The following is a 17,385-nucleotide window of genomic DNA, read 5'->3' on the forward strand; positions in this document are numbered from 1 at the left end:
CATGCATCCCGCCCCTTCCGTCATCATCTTCACCACGCTTTCCGGGCTTGGGTTCGGGCTTCTTGTCTGGCTGGGTCTGGGGCGTCCCGACGTCACCGGATGGATGGCTTTCGCCTTTTTCGCGATCGCCTATGCGCTGGCCGTGGGCGGACTCATGGCCTCGACCTTTCACCTCGGGCATCCCGAAAGGGCGATGAAGGCGTTCACCCAATGGCGCACAAGCTGGCTGAGCCGTGAGGCATGGCTTAGCGTCATGGCGCTGATCGTGATGGCGCTTTATGGTGCCGGTCTGGTGTTTCTGGGTACCCCTTGGACCGCCCTTGGATGGCTGGGCGCCGCGCTGTCGCTGCTGACGGTCTATTCCACCTCGATGATCTACGGTCAGCTAACGACGGTGCCGCGCTGGAAGACACCCCTGACGCCCGCGCTGATGGCGGCGATCGCGCTGGCGGGCGGCGCGCTGTTGGCCGGGCAAGCCCCGGCGGCGTTGATCCTGCTGCCGGTGGCGGCGGTGCTTCAGGTGCTGTGGTGGGTGCGCGGCGACATGGCCCTGAGCCGGAGCGGCACCGACATGGCCAGCGCCACACAGCTTGGCGATATCGGCGCGGTGCGTGCCTTCGAGCCGCCCCATACCGGGACCAATTACCTGTTGCGCGAATTCGTCCATGTCGTCGGGCGCAAGCACTCGATCAAGCTGCGGGTCATCGCGCTGGTACTGGGATATGTGCTGCCGGTGCTGTTGCTGCTGGCGCCGTTCACGCATCTTGTGGCGTTTCTGGCGGTGGCGTCGCATCTGGCGGGGATCGCCGCATCGCGCTGGCTGTTCTTTGCAGAAGCCGAGCATGTGGTCGGCCTCTACTACGGCAAGCGCTGAACGGGCGGCGCAAGCACTATTCGTCGCGCCCGGTCCATTGCGCGATCCTGGGGTCGAGCCGGTTGGCGCGAAAGCGTTTCCAGCGCACCCGCACGCCCCAGGCAAAAGCGGCCAGGACGGTCAATAGGATGATGTTGAACCACGGGATGATCCGCTGATCCGGCCCCGAGGCTGCTTTGACCGAGACCGCGTTGGGATAGATCGACAGGAACTCGTTGCGCCATCCGTAATGCGTGATGATCACCCATTGTGGATTGGCGGCGTTATTCTTTGAAATGAGGTCCGACGCCTCGGCCTGAAGGTTCGAAGTGTCGAACTTGAAATAGGGCGGCCAGCCCCAGCCGGTATCCTCGTTGCGATAGATCATCGGCCTGTCGTTCGTACGGAAGGTCTGAATGAAGAACACGTCGCGATTGGTGCCCGTGATGTCCTCGCCGGTATCGGCATTGGACCAGAACAGCGCGTTATCGCCCGGATCGACCCGCTTTTCGTAAGTGTCGGTGATCCTGCCGATATCGTGCTGCGGCAGCGTGTAGTGCAGGAACGCCGCCACCAGCAGCCAGAACAGCCCCCAGAATCCCCATTTGACATAGACCATTCCGGCCCCCTCACATGAAATTCGTCACATAGATGATCACCGCGATCGCGGTCACCGGGATGACATAGACCAGCAGGATCAGCCGACGCCTGAGCGAATGCTCGTAATCGGTCATCCCTGTCTCGATATAGGTATCCTTGTCGCCGGGCCTACCCGTTTCTTCCCATTCGCGCTCCAGTTTTCCGCGCCGTACCGCGCGGGACCAGAGCGAGATGGCGAAATAGATCACCGTCAGGGCGATGAAACCGAATACCACGAGTCGCACAAATGCCGCCATTCAAGCCCCGTCCGTGTCAGTGACCACTTGCACCTGAATAAGGATTGATCCACCCCGGCGCAATGACCGGGTGGCGGGCGGCCGTGGCTGCCGCCCGCCAGACATTCAGCCGACCACGTTGAAGCCGGGTCCGTAGGGATACCCGGTGATGTTCTCGTTCCCGTCGGGCGTGATCACCAGGATGTCATGCTCGCGATAGCCCCCCGCGCCCGGCTGTCCCGCGGGCAGCGTCAGCATCGGTTCCATGCTGATCACCATGCCGGGTTGAAGGATCGTGTCGATATCCTCGCGCAGTTCCAATCCTGCCTCGCGGCCGTAATAGTGGCTCAGCACCCCGAAGGAATGGCCATAGCCGAAGGTACGATATTGCAAGAGGTCGCGTTCCTCGAAGAAAGCATTGATCGCGTGGGTCACCTCGGCGCAGCTGATGCCCGGCCTGAGCAGCGATATCCCATATTCATGCGCCGCCACGTTCGCTTCCCAGATCTTCAGGCTGGCATCGTCGACCTCGCCCAGGAACATCGTGCGCTCGAGCGCCGTGTAATAGCCCGAGATCATCGGAAAGGTGTTGAGGCTGAGGATATCGCCGCGTTCAAGGCGGCGCGCGGTCACCGGGTTATGCGCCCCGTCGGTGTTGATCCCCGACTGGAACCAGACCCAGGTATCGCGATATTCGGCGTCGGGAAAGCTACGGGCGATCTCGTGTTCCATCGCGTCGCGACCGGCCATTGCCACATCGATCTCGCGCACGCCTTCCGCCACCGCCTCGCGGATCGCGTAGCCGCCAAGATCGGCCACCCGCGCGCCTTCCCGGATCAAGGCGATTTCGGCGGGGGATTTCCACAGACGCTGGCGCATGGTCGCGGCGGCGATATCGACCATTGTCAGCGGCTTCAGCACATCCTCGAGCGCGTCGCGCTGTTGCAGGGTCAGGTGATCGCCCTCGTAACCGATGACGCAGTTCTCGCCGGCCACGGACAGGACCGCGCGCCAGAAATTGCCGCGCTGCCAGTCGGTATAGGTGATCGCGTCACCATAGGAGCGCCGCCAGGGTTGGCCCGCGTCGATCCCCGCGCTGATCGTCACGCAGTCGGTGTCGGTCACCACAAGCCCGTAGGGACGGCCAAACGCGCAATAAAGGAACCCGCTGTAATAGGCGATATTGTGCATCGAGGTGAAGACGACCGCCTGCGCGCCGGCATCATCCATGATCTGGCGCAGCCCCTTGAGGCGGGCTTCATATTCGATTTCGGCAAAAGGCAGCTTGGCCTTTTCGCCATTGTGGAAACGATACATTTCAGGACGTGCAGTCATGACGACCCTCCTTCGACAAGAAAGGTCCCGGCGTTCAGGACGGTTGGATTGCCGGCCCCGTGGAGCGACGCCATCGCCCCGGCCCGAACCCTTCCTTGCCGATCCTGACGGTTCTGGCAAGATGGTTTGAGACACCCTCAGAGGATTTTGACCACAATGCACGCGATACCCGGACCAAGAAACCTGATTACCGATGTACCGGGCCTGATGGTTGGCAATGCGCAGGTTGCGGCGGTCAGAACGGGCGCGACCGTCCTGTTGGGCGATGCGCCCTTCGTCGCCGGGGTGCATGTGATGGGCGGGGCGCCGGGAAGCCGGGAAACCGATCTTCTGGCTGCGGACAAGACCGTGAGCGAAGTCGATGCGCTGGTACTGTCGGGGGGCTCGGCCTTTGGTCTCGATGCGCCTTCGGGCGTGGCGGATGCGTTACGCGCCGCCGGGCGCGGCTTTGCCGTGGGCGATCAGCGGGTGCCCATCGTGCCCGGCGCGATCATCTTCGACCTGCTGAATGGCGGCGACAAGGATTGGCGCGAAAACCCCTATAAACGCCTTGGCGCAGACGCGCTGGCGGCGGCCGGGGCGGATTTCGCGCTTGGCTCGGCGGGGGCCGGGACCGGCGCGAGCACGGCCAATCTGAAAGGCGGGCTTGGCTCGGCATCGATGGTGCTGGACTCCGGTGTGACGGTGGGGGCGCTGGTGGTGGTCAATGCGCTTGGCGCGGCGACGGTGGCGGATGGGCCGCATTTCTGGGCCGCCCCGTTCGAGATCGGCGAGGAGTTCGGCGGCCTGGGGCCTGCCCCTGCCTATCCATATCCCGACCTGCCGAGAACCAAGCTGTCGCAGCACGCCAATACCACCATCGGCATCGTCGCGACCGACGCGGTGCTGGCCAAGCCGCAATGCACAAGACTGGCGACAGCAGCGCATGATGGGCTGGCACGTGCCCTTGTGCCGGCGCATACCCCGATGGATGGCGATCTGATCTTTGCCGCCGCGACCGGCGCGCGCGTACTGGAGCACGGGGTTGCCGACAGTCTGGCGATCGGCCATGCGGCGGCGACCTGCATGGCCCGCGCGATTGCCCGCGCCGTCTATCTGGCGACGCCCGCGCCGGGCGATGCCCTGCCCGCCTGGTCGTCGCTCAGCCGATAAGCGCTTGCACCATCTTGCTGTCAGGATCGGCCAAGGCGTCGATCACATCGAAATGATGGCGGCCCTCGGCCTCGACCACGGCGCATCCCCAGGCCTCGCCCAGCCAATGCGCCTGATCCAGGAAGGCGGGGCGCTCCGCCGCGCCGACCCAGACAGTCACGGGGATATCCATCGGCTCCATCAACACCGGGCTTTCGGCGCTGGCAGCCGCCATATCAAGTCCGAGCTGCGCATTCATCGAGGTCTTGAGAAGCGGGCGCAGATCGGCGACGGGCGAGATGGGCACGACGCTATGGATGCGCTGCGCCACTTCATCATCCAGCACACCCGCCACCGCCATGCGCGCCACCAGATGCCCGCCTGCAGAGTGCCCCGCCAGAGCGATCGGGCCATTGATTTCAGCCGCTGCCGCCGTCACCGCGCGGGCGATCTGGCGGGTGATCTCGGCGATCGTGACATCCGGGCAGAGATCATAGGAGGGCATCGCCACCGCCCAGCCTCGCGCCAGCGCACCGCCCGCCAGATGCGACCAGTACGAGCGGTCAAACCTGAGCCAGTAGCCGCCATGCACGAAAACGCAGAGACCGGCCGGTTTCCCCCTTGGCAAAAAGAGGTCGAGCGCCTCGCGCGCGCCCGGCCCATAGGCATGGTCCAGCCGGGCATGGCCGGTCTCGCTCGCGGCCTCGCGAAAGGCCGCAGCCTTCGCCGCCCAACGGGCCGGATAGGCATCGGCGCCCGCGATATGGGCCGCATTTGCATAGGCATCGTCCAGTTCCATCGCAATATCCCGCTGGTTAGGCTGGACAAGCCTAACGCAAGATGGTTTGCCTTTGCGAGACCAATCCGAAAAGGGGAAACGCCATGACCAAGACCGACCTGAAATCGCTGCTCAAAGACCCGAGCCTGCTGGCCGAACAGGCCTACCTGGCTGGGGAATGGGCGGATGGCGACCACGGCACGTTCGAGGTCACCAACCCGGCCCGCGGCGACGTGATCGCCAATGTGGCCGACCTGAGCCGCGCGCAGGTGGCCAAGGCCATCGCCGAGGCCGAAGCCGCCCAGAAGGAATGGGCGAGCTGGACCGGCAAGGAACGCGCCGCTGTGCTGCGCAAATGGTTCGACCTGATGATGGAGAACCAGAACGATCTGGGCATCATCCTGACTGCCGAACAGGGCAAGCCGCTGGCCGAAGCCAAGGGCGAGATCGCCTATGGCGCCAGCTTTGTCGAGTTCTTCGCCGAAGAGGCCAAGCGCGTCTATGGCGAGACCATTCCCGGCCATCAGCGCGACAAGCGCATCACCGTCATCAAGCAGCCCATCGGGGTTGCGGCCTCGATCACGCCCTGGAACTTTCCCAACGCGATGATCACCCGCAAGGCCGCGCCGGCGCTGGCGGCGGGCTGTGCCTTTGTCGGGCGCCCGGCAGCGGAAACGCCCTTGTCCGCAACGGTTCTGGGCGTTCTGGCCGAGCGCGCGGGCATTCCCAAGGGCGTGTTCAGCATCGTCACCTCGTCGCGCTCATCCGAGATCGGCAAGGAGTTCTGCGAGAACCCGACCGTGCGCAAACTGACCTTCACCGGCTCGACCGAAGTGGGCCGTATCCTGCTGCGTCAGGCCGCCGACAGCGTGATGAAATGCTCGATGGAACTGGGCGGCAACGCGCCGTTCATCGTGTTCGACGACGCCGATCTGGACGCCGCCGTCGAAGGCGCGATCATGTGCAAGTTCCGCAACAACGGGCAGACCTGCGTCTGCGCCAACCGGATCTATGTCCAGGCCGGTGTCTATGACGCCTTCGCCGAAAAACTGAAGGATGCCGTCAGCAAGCTGAAGATGGGCGACGGGCTGGATGAAGGTGTGGCGCTTGGGCCGCTGATCAACTCGGATGCCATTGAAAAGGTTCAGGAACACGTGGCCGACGCGAAATCCAAGGGTGCCAGCGTGATTCTTGGCGGCGGCGATCCGGTGCAGGGCGAGGGCTATTTCCTGCCCCCGACCATCGTTACCGGCGCCACGCAGGACATGCAGTTCGCCACCGACGAGACCTTCGGCCCGCTGGCGCCGCTGTTCAGGTTCGAGGACGAGGACGACGTGATCGCCATGGCCAATGACACGATCTTCGGTCTGGCCAGCTACTTCTATGCCAAGGACCTGAGCCGGGTCTACAAGGTGGCCGAGGCGCTGGAATACGGGATCGTCGGGGTGAATACCGGCATCATCTCGACCGAGGTCGCGCCGTTCGGGGGGGTCAAGCAATCCGGGCTTGGCCGCGAGGGCAGCCATCACGGGATCGATGAGTTCCTGGAGATGAAATACATCTGCATGAGCGTCTGAGTCCGAATCGGGGCCAAGCCCCCGGTTAACAAGGAAAAATCGGCTTCGGTATCGCGTCTGCAGCACGTCGGTATCGCGTCGGCATTCCGCACAGCCGCGCGCCCCGTTAACAGGGCGCGCGGTTTTTTTGCGGGTGACTCCGTGTTCCTCTCGCCCGGAGCGCCCCGATCGGCGTAAGCTGACGCCAAGCCAGCGGATTCCCAGGAGGCATCCAACATGTTTCGCATTTTCGCCGTCGCCCCTGCCCTTGCCGTGACCCTGGCCCTGACGGGCCAGCCGCTTGCCGCAGAGGAGCAGACCCGCCAGATCAGCGGATCGCTGAGCTACATGCAGAAAATCGCGCTGCCCGCCGATGCGTCGGTCACGGTGGCCGCGACGGGCGCGTTCGACACGATTCTGGGTGAGGCGCAGTTCGGCACCGAGGGGCGGCAGGTGCCGATCCCCTTCAGCGTGGATGTCCCGGCGAACCTCTCGGGCCGCGTCGGCGCGGTCATCCGGGTCGGAGGGCAGCCGCGATGGCTGGTCGAGGACGTGCCGTACAGGGCAAGTGAAGAGGCGGTGGACCTGGGGACGCTGAACCTCAGGCAGATCACTCCGCTTGCCTTTGACACGCGGTTCGACTGCGGCGGCACCGAGGTCGCATTCGGCGTGCTGGGCGAACGCGCGACGCTGCGCATCGACGGGCGCGATATCGAGATGGAACAGGTCAGGGCCGCATCGGGCGCGCGCTATCAGGGGGTCGGCGGCGACGGCACCGAATTCTGGTCGAAGGGCGACGCCGCCATGCTGAGCGTTGCCGGGCGGGAGATGCCCGATTGCACCCGGATCGACGAAAGCGCCAAGCCTTAACGCGCGGGCGGCAACGAGCCGGGCTGGCATGTCAGCATCGGCGAAAGCGAGGTGGAACTGGTCGCCGATTACGGCGCGTTGACCCGCAGCACACCGCGCCCCGAACCCGAGGTCACGCCGGGGGCCTATCTGTTCGACATGCCGGAAATCGGCGCGCGCCTGACGCTGGAGGACAGGCTGTGCCGCGATGACGCCACCGGCATGCCCCATCCGCATCGCGCCGCGCTGGAGCTGGACGACCGTGTGCTGCGCGGATGCGGCGGCGACCCCGCCAGCCTGTTGATCGGCGGCGAATGGCATATCGAGCACATGGGCGGCGCGGGCATCGTGGACAGCTCCGCCCCCGCCATCGGCTTTGACGCGGGCGGACGCGTGGCGGGCACCAGCGGCTGCAATCGCTTTGTCGGGGGGTATGAACTGACCGGCGAGGGCCTGTCATTCAGCCAGATGGGCGCGACGCTGATGGCCTGCCCCGAGGCGCTGATGACGCAGGAGCGCCGCTTGCTGGATGCGCTGGAACAGGTCCGGCGTTTCGATTTCGACGAGACCGGCGCGCTGTTGCTGACCGGCGGCCCCGAGGATGCCACGCTGCTGAGAGCGCGGCGGATGAAGTAAGCGATGTGGGCGGCCCGCGATGGCGGGCCTGCCCTGTGGCCTTGGGCGTGATCAGTTCACGCATTCCGCATCGACGACATCCTTGTCGCGTGTAGCTGAGTCACCGTTGGCAATCGCGATACGGCGCGGTTTGAGCGCCTCGGGCACTTCGCGCACCAGGTCGATATGCAACATTCCGTCGGCATGGGATGCGCCGGTGACCTTGACATGATCGGCCAGCTGGAACTTGCGTTCAAAGGCGCGGGTGGCGATGCCGCGATGCAGGAAGGTGCGGGCGGAATCGTCCTCGGCCTTACGGGCGGAGACGACAAGTGCGCCCTCCTTCACCTCGACGCTGAGATCGCTGTCGGCAAAACCGGCAACGGCGATCGAGATGCGATAGGAATCATCAGCCGTCTTTTCGATATTGTAGGGGGGATAGGTGGGCTGCCCCATGTCGCTGGCAAGGACACGGTCCATCATGTCGGCGATCTGGTCAAAACCCACGGTGGCCCGGTAAAGGGGCGCAAGGTCGAAGTTACGCATTGGTCATCCTCCTTTGAGCGATACCTCATGTGATGCCTTCCCGAAGGGACAGGCAAAGACTGCGCGACCCGCAAAGCGGCGTCGGGCAGCTATGATTTGGGATGCGCGCTCGGCGCTTTCAAGACCCCTGCGCGGTGTCAGGGCCGCGCGAAACGCGCGCCCGAGGCGCGGTGCCCCTCGTCCACCTGCACGCGCCGAAAACCGCCATTCACCGGCTGTGCCGGTGTGGCGGCGCGCAGATCGCGCTTGAGCGTGTCGACCAGCGCGGGAAGCTCCATGCCATAGGCGACGGGGGCGCCCGCATCCCTCGACCCGCCACTGACCAGCGACAGAATGCGCGCGCGGTGTCCGTCACGGGTGAAGACCGGCGCGCCGGATGCCCCGAAGGTGACATCGCAGTCGAATTGCATCAGCCCCCCGCCAAAGGCTTCGAGCCCGCAATCGCGCTGCCATGAGGGCGCGGAATCGCGGTCGCGGCCATAGGAGACGACGCTGAGGCGCAGCCCCGCGCGGGGTGCACCGTGCAGCACGAAAGGGTCGGCCAGCGCGGCCTGAATGGGTGTGTCCAGTTCCAGAAGCGCCGCATCGTTGCGCAGGTTTTCCGCGCTCATGCCGGCCAGCGGGTCATACGCCCCGGGCGCGACATGACGGGTGACCCTGCGTTCGGCGATGGTCTTGCCGTCGCGCAGCCCGGCGCGAAAGCGCATGGTATCGGGGGCGATCCTGTCACCCTGCCTGTCAAAGACACAATGGGCGGCGGTCAGCACCAGATGCGGCGCGATCAGGACGCCGGTGCAATAACCCGAAACGCCCAGTTCCAAGCGGCCCACGGCCTCCCATCCGAAAAGGTCATCGCGGTCGGTCAATCGGGTGAGGCCGCTATTCTGGGATAGGGCTGGTCCCGCAAGAAGCGCCGCGAACAGCACCGCGCCCAGAGTCTGGCGCCAGCCCGTCATGGCTTGGCGAACTTGGCGCCGGTGTCGCGCCCCTCCCCGGCCGTGAACAAGCGCCGCGGCTGGGGAGGGGCGCTGTTCTCGTCGAGCAATGCCATGAGTTCGGCAAGCGGGCCTTCGAGCTGGGTGCCAAGCGACACTTTGCGCCCGTCCATCTCGGCCATGGCGGAGACCACCGAGACCACCCGCGGCGCGCCGCCCTCGAAGGAAAAGATCGGCGCGCCCGAGGCCCCGAAATCGACATCGCAGGAGGTGATCAGCACACCCTGCCGGCGCAGCATGACATCGCAGACTTCCTGAAGCGAAGGCGCATCCGAGCGACCGCGCGCATAGCTCACAACACCGATACGCTGGCCCTTGCGGGGGCGGATATCGGTCTTGAAGGGGATGACGCTGGTGTTGCGGATCGGATGGTGCAGTTCCAGCAATGCGATGTCGTTGCGCACGCGGGTGCCCGGATCGGTTTCCGAGAAATCATAGTCCGGGTGGATCACCGCGCGGCGCACCTGGCGATAGGCCGAAGCCCGCCCGTTGCGCCAACCCGCGAGGAACTCGACTCCGGTGGCATCGATCTGCATGCCGCTTGCCTTGTCGAAAAGGCAATGCGCCGCCGTCAGCACGATCCGCGGCGCGATCAACGCGCCGGTGCAGAACCCCAGCCCGTCGATATCGAGCCGACCCACGGCCTCCCAGCCACGACCGTCATCGCCGGTATCGAGCCGCTCGAGGCGGCTGCTGTCCTGCGCAGCCGCGACCCCCGCCAAAAAGACGGCGACCGTGATGATCATATGTCTGAGCATGGCCCCTCCGGCGATACTGGCCGTTTGGCTAGCAACGGTTTGGGGCGAAATTAGGGCGCACCGCGCAGGTCCGGCACCTGTGGCCCCGCGTTGTGGCCGGGGCGCATCGCGGGGGGTATCGGCCCGCCCGTGGCCCAGTCCAGAAGTTCGACCGTATGCACCACCGGCACGCCCGCGCCCGCGCCGATCTGCATCATGCAGCCGATATTCCCGGCGGCGATCACCTCGGGCCGGCAGGCCGCCAGCGTGCGCAGCTTGCGCGCCTTCAACTGCCCCGAGATTTCGGGCTGCATCAGGTTGTAGGTACCCGCGCTGCCACAGCACAAATGACTGTCGGCGGGTTCCACCACGCTGAATCCGGCACGCTTGAGCAGGTCCTTGGGATAGCTCTTGATCTGCTGGCCATGCTGAAGCGAGCAGGCCGCGTGATAGGCGACCCTGAACCCCTTGTCAGCCCCTTCGGGCAGATCGAGCTGCATCAGCAACTCGGTGATATCCATGGCGATTTCCGAAACGGCCGCGGCATCGTCGGCCAGCGCCTCGCCCCGGAACATATGGCCGTAATCCTTGACCGTCGTGCCACAGCCCGAGGTGTTGATAACCACCGCATCCAGCCCCTCGCCGCGCATCTCGCGCCGCCAGGCGCGGATGTTCCTGGCCGCCGTGCGATGGCTTTCCGCGGTCTTGCCCATGTGATGCGTGAGCGCCCCGCAACAGCCCGCACCTTCGGCCACCACCACCTCGCAGCCCAGCCGGGTCAGAAGGCGGATGGTGGCATCGTTGATATCGGTGTTGAGCGCGCGCTGCGCGCAGCCGGTCATCAACGCCACACGCTTGCGCCGCTCTCCCTTGGGGGCAAAGCTCTGAGGATCGTCGTTGCGGCTGACCGGCGGTACCTGCCTGGGTGCCATCTCGAGCATCGCCCTGAGCCGTGCATCGGGCATGAGGAACGCGAAAGGCCGCCCGATCTTAGCGCCCAGCAACGCCAGCCGGAACCGCCCCGGATATGGCAGGATCCGCGCCAGGATCCAGCGCAGCGCACGATCGCCGAAAGGGCGCTGGTAATGGCGCTCGATATAGTCGCGCGCGTGGTCGACAAGATGCATGTAATGCACCCCGGAGGGACAGGTCGTCATGCAGGCCAGACAGCTCAGGCAGCGGTCGATATGCTTGACCGTCTTCTCATCGGGCACCCGCTCATTCTCGAGCATGTCCTTGATCAGGTAAATCCGTCCGCGCGGGCTGTCGAGTTCGTCACCCAGCACCTGGTAGGTCGGACAGGTGGCGGTGCAGAACCCGCAATGCACGCAGGCGCGCAGGATCTCGTTCGAGCGCGCGATGGCCGGGTCGCGAAGCTGCTCCTCTGTGAATTCCGTCTTCATTCAGTCGCTCGCCATTTGCGCCGGGCTGTCCATCAGACCGGGGTTGAGCAATCCGCGCGGGTCGAACTTGCGGCGCAACCCTTCCTGCAAGGCCGCCACCGGCGCGGGCGGTGGATGAAAGGTGCCCTCACCCGCTTCGCCGCGGATGCGCGTGGCATGACCGCCCACTGTGTCAAGCGGCGCGCGGATCGCCTGCGCCGCAGTGCCGCGCGGCACCAGCAGCCACACGAGCCCGCCACCCCAATCATAGATCGCCTCGGCGCCGGGCAGCGCAGCCACGATACCGGGCGCATCCGAGGGCTTCACGGACACGCGCCAGACATCGCCTTCGCGCCCGTGAAAGGGCCGCAGGTCGCGCAAATCGCGCCACACGCCGGCAACCGCGTCGCCGTCGTGATCGAAGCGGGCATCGCCGAACTGCGCCAACGCCTCCTGCAACCGTCCGGCGCGATAGGCAACCGAGGCCTGCGATCCCTCAAGCCGGATCAGCGTGCGCGCCGCGTCATTGCCGCCGCCCGGCAGATGCGCCGCGCCGCTCACCTCGAAGGGCGAGGCCAATGCGCGCGACAGCGCGGCGATGGCGGTGGCATCGTCCAGTCCCGTGATCGCGACCGTGCCCGCGCTTTTCGCGCCCGGCAGCACCTTGAAGGACAATTCGGTCAACACCCCGAGCGTGCCGAAACTGCCCGCCATCAGCTTGACGAGGTCATAGCCGGTCACGTTCTTCATCACCCGTCCGCCATTGCGGATGATCTGCCCGCGCCCGTCCACAAAACGCACGCCCAGCAGGAAATCACGCGCGGCCCCCGCCTGGATGCGCCGCGGCCCCGAGACATTGGCGCCGAACACCCCGCCGATGGTGGGCTCGCCGGTGGTGCCGAGCACCCCGCGATGATCCATCGGCTCGAAAGCCAGCCGCTGCCCCTCGGCGGCAAGCGTCGACTCGATCTCGGCCAGCGGCGTGCCGGCGCGCGCCACCATGGTCAGCGCGCCCGGCTCGTATAGCGTGATCCCGCTCAGGCGCCGCGTCGCCAGCGCCACACCCTCGCGCGGGCCACCGATGGGACGCGTCCCGCCGCCCTGCACCCTGAACGGCGCTTTGGCCCCTGCCAGGATGGCGGCCAGTTCGGCCTCGCTTTCAGGTTCCAATGTCTTCATCTTGCCAAAAATACTCCGGGGGAGTCGCCGCTTGCGGCGACGGGGGCGGCGCCCCCTTATGCGGCGGCGTCCCTGTGGGCTGCGCTCGATTGCAGCGGGAACACCTTGGCCGGGTTCAAGAGCCACCCGGGATCAAACACATCCTTCACCGCCATCTGGATTTCAAGGTCTTCCGGCGCGTATTGATCGATCATCAGGTCGCGTTTCTCGATGCCCACGCCATGTTCGCCGGTCAGGCAGCCGCCGACCTCGACACAAAGCTTGAGGATCGCCGCGCCGAACGCTTCGCAGCGTTCCAGATCGCCCGGCTTGTTGGCGTCGAACAGGATCAGCGGGTGCATGTTGCCATCGCCCGCGTGAAACACATTCGCCACGTCCAGCCCGAATTCGCCCGACATCTCGCCGATTCGCTTCAGCACATGGGGCAACTGGCTGACCGGGATGGTGCCGTCGAGACACATGTAATCGTTGATCTGCCCCATCGCCCCGAAGGCGGATTTGCGGCCCAGCCAGATGCGCGCGCTTTCCTCGGGCGAGGTGCTCTGGCGCAGCTCGACAGGGTCATGGGCGCGGGCGATTTCGATAATCGTTTCAAGCTGTTCGTCGATCTCTGCGTCCGATCCTTCGACCTCGACGATCAGAAGCGCCTCGCAATCGGGATAGCCCGCACCGGCAAAGGCCTCGCAGGCGCGGATGCAGGGGCGGTCCATGAATTCGATCGCCACCGGCAAGACCCCGGCCTTGATGATATCGCTGACGCAGTGGCCCGCGACCTCGTTCGAATCAAAGCCGATCAGGACCGGGCGCGCGCCCTCGGGCTTGTGCAGGATGCGCAGGGTCGCTTCGGTCACCACACCAAGCTGGCCCTCGGAGCCACAGATCAGCCCCAGAAGGTCATAGCCCGCCGCATCGAGATGCGCGCCCCCCAGTTCGACCACGGTGCCATCCATCAGCACCATCGTGACGCCCATCAGATTGTTGGTGGTGACGCCATATTTCAGGCAATGCGCCCCGCCCGAATTCATCGCGATATTGCCCGCGATCGCGCAGGCGAGCTGGCTTGACGGGTCGGGCGCGTAAAAGAAACCCTTGGTCTCGACGGCGCCCGTGACCGACAGGTTGGTGCGCCCCGTCTGCACGCGGATGAAGCGATTTTCATAATCCGTTTCAAGCACTTCAGTCAATCGCGCCACACCGAGGATCACGCTGTCCGCGCTTGGCAGCGCCCCCCCGGCCAGCGAGGTGCCCGCGCCGCGCGGCACCACCGGCACGCCCATTTCATGACAGATGCGCAAGGCCGCGGCGACCTCTTGCGTGGAGCCGGGCAGCACCACCGCGAGCGGCGGGCATTTATAGGCGGTCAGCGCGTCGCATTCATAGGCGCGGGTTTCGGCCGGGTCCGAGATCACCGCAGCCTCGGGCAGCGCCCGGTTCAGGCGGGCGACAAGTTCGGGTTTGCGCGCCAGGATGTCCGGGTTGGGCGGGGGCATGTCCATGTGGGTCTCTCCTATTGGTAATAAAATATAACCAATCATGAGGGGCTGGCAAGTTGTTCTTGGCCGCGATATTCTGACAGAATGGAATGGACAGATCGGCTCAGCCTGTTCTCGCCGCTTGATTATTGGGCGGTCGGCCTGCTGTTCGGCGGCTGGATGGTGATTGGTTATTTCATTGAAAACCCACCAAAATCCCGCCCTTCCGTATCTGTCCTGATGGCGCAATACCGGCGCGACTGGATGGTCCAGATGATCACCCGACAGCCGCGCATTTTCGACGCGCAGATCCTTGCGACGCTGCGGCAGGGTACATCGTTCTTCGCTTCGGCGACGATGATCGCGATTGGTGGCTGCCTGGCGCTGTTTGGCAATATGGAACGCTTTATCGGGGTCGCCGAAGACCTGACGATGGGCGCGGATCCCAACATCGTTTGGGAAGTCAAGATATTGGTTTTGCTTGTTTTTCTGGCGAACGGCTTTCTCAAGTTCGTCTGGTCGAACCGGCTGTTCGGATATTGCGCGGTCTTGATGGCGGCGGTGCCGAATGAGCCTGAGAATGCGCTTTGCGCAAAACGGGCCGCCAAGGCGGGGGAGATCAACATCACCGCCGCACGAAGCTTCAACCGCGGCTTGAGATCCGTCTATTTCGCTTTGGCATCAACGGTTTGGCTGCTTGGCGCCGAAGTGCTGATCGCGGCGGCGGCATTCACCTGCCTTGTGCTTCTGCGGCGCGAATTCGCCTCGCAATCACGCGCGGTGCTGATCCAGGACGAGTAAGATTCAGGTACGAAACGTCCGTTTTGTACAGGGGTTTCGTACGAGAATCACGCATAGCCGCGGAAATTCCGTACAGAAATCGTGTCGCCATTGGATGGCACGAAAATTGCAGCCTATTCAATTCATCTTGGAATCAACACAAAAAGACCCTTCTCGTACACCGTTCACAATTCATCTTTCGCCTAAGGTTGCATTGTGGGAATCGCCCGAAATCCAATCGGTCCCGATGTCCTATTTCGCGTTTTGCGCGACAAGTTTGGCGAGATCGGGCTGCTCTGCCTTGATCAGGCGAGTCGCGAAATCCGTCTTGCGATGATGTGTCAACGATACCGTCACTACCACATGCGTCACATCGATGTTCCGTTCCAGTGCGATATCGGCGGGATCGCCCCGCGTAGGTGCTTTGACGAAGTCAGCTTGGGGAGCATGGGCCGGGCGAAGGGCCGCCAAAGCGACATTTCACTTGTCAGGCTTCTTGCGGCGCGGTCCGCCCGGATGGTCCTGCGGTGCGCAAACGGCGTCAATCGCCTTCGTCTGGCCCCATTGCGTCCGTAAAGGCGCCGCAACGTCAAAGTAATAAAAAATTATACGACGGTGTCGATAAAGATGTTGAGGCACTTCCGATGATCGGCGCCGTCTTGTGTAGTTGGGTGTAGTTAAGGGGTTCTCGATGGCCGACTATATCGTCACAGAGAGCAATTGGAACGATCTGCTCTTCTGGCAGAGTGTTGCCGAGTCCACGACCGGTAATTCGCTGGACTTCTCGGGTCTGGGTGCCGGCTTCGATGTCGTTATCGATCAGGCGACCGGAATCATCTCCATATCGGATGGTTCGACCGTCTTATCTCCATATCGGATGGTTCGACCGTCTTCACGGTGGGCGAAGCCGGGGTGACGGGCACCGACGCAAATCTCGGCGGCACCACAGAGCTGGGGTTCTTCGACAACCTCATCGGGACCGGGGGCGGCGACAACCTGGATGGCAGCGCCGGGGATGATACCATCTCGGGTGGATTGGGTGACGATACGATCAGCGGCGGCGATGGCGATGATGTCCTCGTCGGGGATGGGCGCGGTGACGCGCCGGTATCCGTGATCAATGGCGATTTCTCCGACGGGGAGACAGGCTGGACCATCGGCGGGGCCGGGTCCACCTTCGTTTATTCAGGCGGGCTTGGCTTCAATGCCATCGAAAGCTCTGCCGGGGGCACCGCGTCCCAGACGATCACCACCGAGATCGGCGATACCTACGAGCTTCAGTTCGACGCGATGGAGTTCGGTTCGGGTGTCGGCAACCATACTCTGGTCGTCGATGTGCTGGACGGAAACGGCATCGTGATCGCGACCGACACAATCGTCCTGAACGATGGCGATTTCGGGGTCTTCACCCTGCAGTTCGCCGCCACGACGGCGTCTTCGACCCTGCGGTTCACCAACTCGGAGTCGACGGCGACGTTCGAGACCGACCTGATGATCGATAACATTTCGGTCACGAATGTCTCTTCGGTCGGTTCCGGGAATGACTCGATCGATGGCGGGGATGGCGATGATTTCATCGAAGGTGGTGCGGGCGACGACACGCTTATTGCCGGTCTTGGAAGCGACACGCTGCTGGGCGGGGATGGCAACGACCTGCTGATCCGCGCGGGTACGGATGTGAACGACACCCTGAATGTGCTTTCGGGTGGTGCGGGCGATGACACGATCCGGCTTGAGGAGGGGGTGAACGTCAACGACCAGATAGATGGCGGTGACGGGATCGACACGCTTGAGATCCTGCCCGGCGACGACCGCAACCTGACCGTCGACATGGAGAATGGCGAGGTATTGGACGGTACCATCGGCACGCAGGAATTCGTGAATATCGAAAACATCACCACCGGCGGCGGCGATGACACGATCATCGGCAACGATGTGGACAACGTGCTTGATGGCGGCGACGGAAACGACTCGATTTTCGGCGGCGTGGGCGATGACGTGATCCTTGGCGGTGCCGGGAATGACACTCTGTTCGGCGGGCAGACTCCGACGGACCCTGTCACGGTCGTGAATTCCGGCTTCGATTCAGGCGCGACCGGATGGACCACCACCGGAAGCGGGACATTCGTCTACGACGCGGACGGCGAAGACGTCATGGCGTTGAACGCCGACGACCAGGCCACCGGCGGCACCGTGGAACAGACGAGAGTGTCCGATCTTTTGTGTATGACTGATCCGGTTCATGCTTCACCAAAAGGAAGCATGCATGACCATCTCGAAAGAAATCCTGGACGAACTGCTT

General features: G+C 64.2%; 19 protein-coding genes. 8 read left to right on the top strand and 11 right to left on the bottom strand.

The genetic code is table 11. The features are described from left to right. Position 1: 1 nt before the first annotated feature. Positions 2 to 874 carry a dimethyl sulfoxide reductase anchor subunit family protein gene (locus N5A93_RS16345; protein WP_268956168.1) on the top strand — a complete coding sequence of 291 codons (873 nt, stop codon included), beginning with the start codon at positions 2 to 4 and terminating at the stop codon, positions 872 to 874. A 16-nt stretch (positions 875 to 890) separates the two neighbouring features. On the opposite strand, the gene N5A93_RS16350 is transcribed toward N5A93_RS16345, so the two are convergent. The 3 genes from N5A93_RS16350 to N5A93_RS16360 form a co-directional block, all read right to left on the bottom strand. Further along, positions 891 to 1,472, bottom strand: a complete 582-nt coding sequence (locus tag N5A93_RS16350; RefSeq protein WP_268956169.1) for a DUF1523 family protein — start codon at positions 1,470 to 1,472, stop codon at positions 891 to 893. Positions 1,473 to 1,482: 10 nt separating this feature from the next. Then, the gene (locus N5A93_RS16355) at positions 1,483 to 1,749 is read right to left on the bottom strand and encodes a hypothetical protein (protein WP_268956170.1); all 267 of its coding nucleotides are present in this window, start codon (positions 1,747 to 1,749) and stop codon (positions 1,483 to 1,485) included. Between the two features lie 105 nt (positions 1,750 to 1,854). Continuing rightward, positions 1,855 to 3,063 (bottom strand): aminopeptidase P family protein, encoded by a 1,209-nt coding sequence (locus tag N5A93_RS16360; RefSeq protein ID WP_268956171.1) that lies wholly within the window; start codon positions 3,061 to 3,063, stop codon positions 1,855 to 1,857. Positions 3,064 to 3,219: 156 nt separating this feature from the next. On the opposite strand from N5A93_RS16360, the gene N5A93_RS16365 reads away from it, so the two are divergent. Further along, entirely contained in the window at positions 3,220 to 4,215 is a 996-nt protein-coding gene (locus N5A93_RS16365; RefSeq protein WP_268956172.1) for a P1 family peptidase, read from the top strand. Here N5A93_RS16365 and N5A93_RS16370 read toward each other — a convergent pair. Continuing rightward, positions 4,205 to 4,993 carry a hormone-sensitive lipase gene (locus tag N5A93_RS16370; protein ID WP_268956173.1) on the bottom strand — a complete coding sequence of 263 codons (789 nt, stop codon included), beginning with the start codon at positions 4,991 to 4,993 and terminating at the stop codon, positions 4,205 to 4,207. The two genes, N5A93_RS16365 and N5A93_RS16370, sit on opposite strands and share 11 nt — an antisense overlap. 83 nt (positions 4,994 to 5,076) lie before the next feature. Here N5A93_RS16370 and N5A93_RS16375 point away from each other — a divergent pair, with 83 nt between their 5' ends. From N5A93_RS16375 to N5A93_RS16385, 3 genes are all read left to right on the top strand, one after another. Then, complete coding sequence (locus N5A93_RS16375) at positions 5,077 to 6,549, top strand: NAD-dependent succinate-semialdehyde dehydrogenase (RefSeq protein WP_268956174.1); 1,473 nt, start codon at positions 5,077 to 5,079, stop codon at positions 6,547 to 6,549. A 216-nt stretch (positions 6,550 to 6,765) separates the two neighbouring features. After that, positions 6,766 to 7,398 carry an MliC family protein gene (locus N5A93_RS16380; RefSeq protein WP_268956175.1) on the top strand — a complete coding sequence of 211 codons (633 nt, stop codon included), beginning with the start codon at positions 6,766 to 6,768 and terminating at the stop codon, positions 7,396 to 7,398. A gap of 51 nt (positions 7,399 to 7,449) precedes the next feature. Continuing rightward, positions 7,450 to 8,013, top strand: a complete 564-nt coding sequence (locus N5A93_RS16385) for an META domain-containing protein (protein ID WP_268956176.1) — start codon at positions 7,450 to 7,452, stop codon at positions 8,011 to 8,013. A 51-nt stretch (positions 8,014 to 8,064) separates the two neighbouring features. Here the strand turns inward: N5A93_RS16385 and N5A93_RS16390 are convergent, their stop codons facing one another. The 6 genes from N5A93_RS16390 to N5A93_RS16415 all read right to left on the bottom strand — a co-directional run bounded on the left by N5A93_RS16390 (position 8,065) and on the right by N5A93_RS16415 (position 14,327). Beyond that, the gene (locus tag N5A93_RS16390) at positions 8,065 to 8,538 is read right to left on the bottom strand and encodes an Hsp20 family protein (protein WP_268956177.1); all 474 of its coding nucleotides are present in this window, start codon (positions 8,536 to 8,538) and stop codon (positions 8,065 to 8,067) included. Positions 8,539 to 8,675: 137 nt separating this feature from the next. Beyond that, the gene (locus tag N5A93_RS16395; protein WP_268956178.1) at positions 8,676 to 9,494 is read right to left on the bottom strand and encodes a trypsin-like serine peptidase; all 819 of its coding nucleotides are present in this window, start codon (positions 9,492 to 9,494) and stop codon (positions 8,676 to 8,678) included. Beyond that, a complete protein-coding gene (locus N5A93_RS16400) occupies positions 9,491 to 10,291 on the bottom strand; it encodes a trypsin-like serine peptidase (RefSeq protein WP_268956179.1) in 801 nt (266 codons plus the stop codon). The genes N5A93_RS16395 and N5A93_RS16400 overlap by 4 nt, the downstream gene beginning before the upstream one ends. Before the next feature lie 50 nt (positions 10,292 to 10,341). Beyond that, a complete protein-coding gene (glcF, locus tag N5A93_RS16405) occupies positions 10,342 to 11,673 on the bottom strand; it encodes a glycolate oxidase subunit GlcF (protein WP_268956180.1) in 1,332 nt (443 codons plus the stop codon). Next, positions 11,674 to 12,822 carry an FAD-binding protein gene (locus N5A93_RS16410; RefSeq protein WP_268956187.1) on the bottom strand — a complete coding sequence of 383 codons (1,149 nt, stop codon included), beginning with the start codon at positions 12,820 to 12,822 and terminating at the stop codon, positions 11,674 to 11,676. A gap of 65 nt (positions 12,823 to 12,887) precedes the next feature. Continuing rightward, positions 12,888 to 14,327: an FAD-linked oxidase C-terminal domain-containing protein gene (locus N5A93_RS16415; RefSeq protein WP_268956181.1), complete on the bottom strand. Its 1,440-nt coding sequence runs from the start codon at positions 14,325 to 14,327 to the stop codon at positions 12,888 to 12,890. Positions 14,328 to 14,408: 81 nt separating this feature from the next. On the opposite strand from N5A93_RS16415, the gene N5A93_RS16420 reads away from it, so the two are divergent. Continuing rightward, positions 14,409 to 15,104 (top strand): DUF599 domain-containing protein, encoded by a 696-nt coding sequence (locus tag N5A93_RS16420; protein WP_268956182.1) that lies wholly within the window; start codon positions 14,409 to 14,411, stop codon positions 15,102 to 15,104. A gap of 231 nt (positions 15,105 to 15,335) precedes the next feature. On the opposite strand, the gene N5A93_RS16425 is transcribed toward N5A93_RS16420, so the two are convergent. Next, complete coding sequence (locus N5A93_RS16425) at positions 15,336 to 15,554, bottom strand: hypothetical protein (RefSeq protein ID WP_268956183.1); 219 nt, start codon at positions 15,552 to 15,554, stop codon at positions 15,336 to 15,338. A gap of 220 nt (positions 15,555 to 15,774) precedes the next feature. Between N5A93_RS16425 and N5A93_RS16430 the strand changes: the two genes are divergently transcribed. Both N5A93_RS16430 and N5A93_RS16435 read left to right on the top strand, forming a co-directional pair. Further along, complete coding sequence (locus N5A93_RS16430) at positions 15,775 to 15,999, top strand: hypothetical protein (RefSeq protein WP_268956184.1); 225 nt, start codon at positions 15,775 to 15,777, stop codon at positions 15,997 to 15,999. Then, positions 15,981 to 17,385 (top strand): calcium-binding protein (locus N5A93_RS16435; protein ID WP_268956185.1); only part of this gene is annotated, 1,405 nt, incomplete at its 3' end. The genes N5A93_RS16430 and N5A93_RS16435, both read left to right, overlap by 19 nt.

Source organism: Roseovarius salincola, from assembly GCF_026891095.1.
Lineage (GTDB): Bacteria > Pseudomonadota > Alphaproteobacteria > Rhodobacterales > Rhodobacteraceae > Roseovarius > Roseovarius salincola.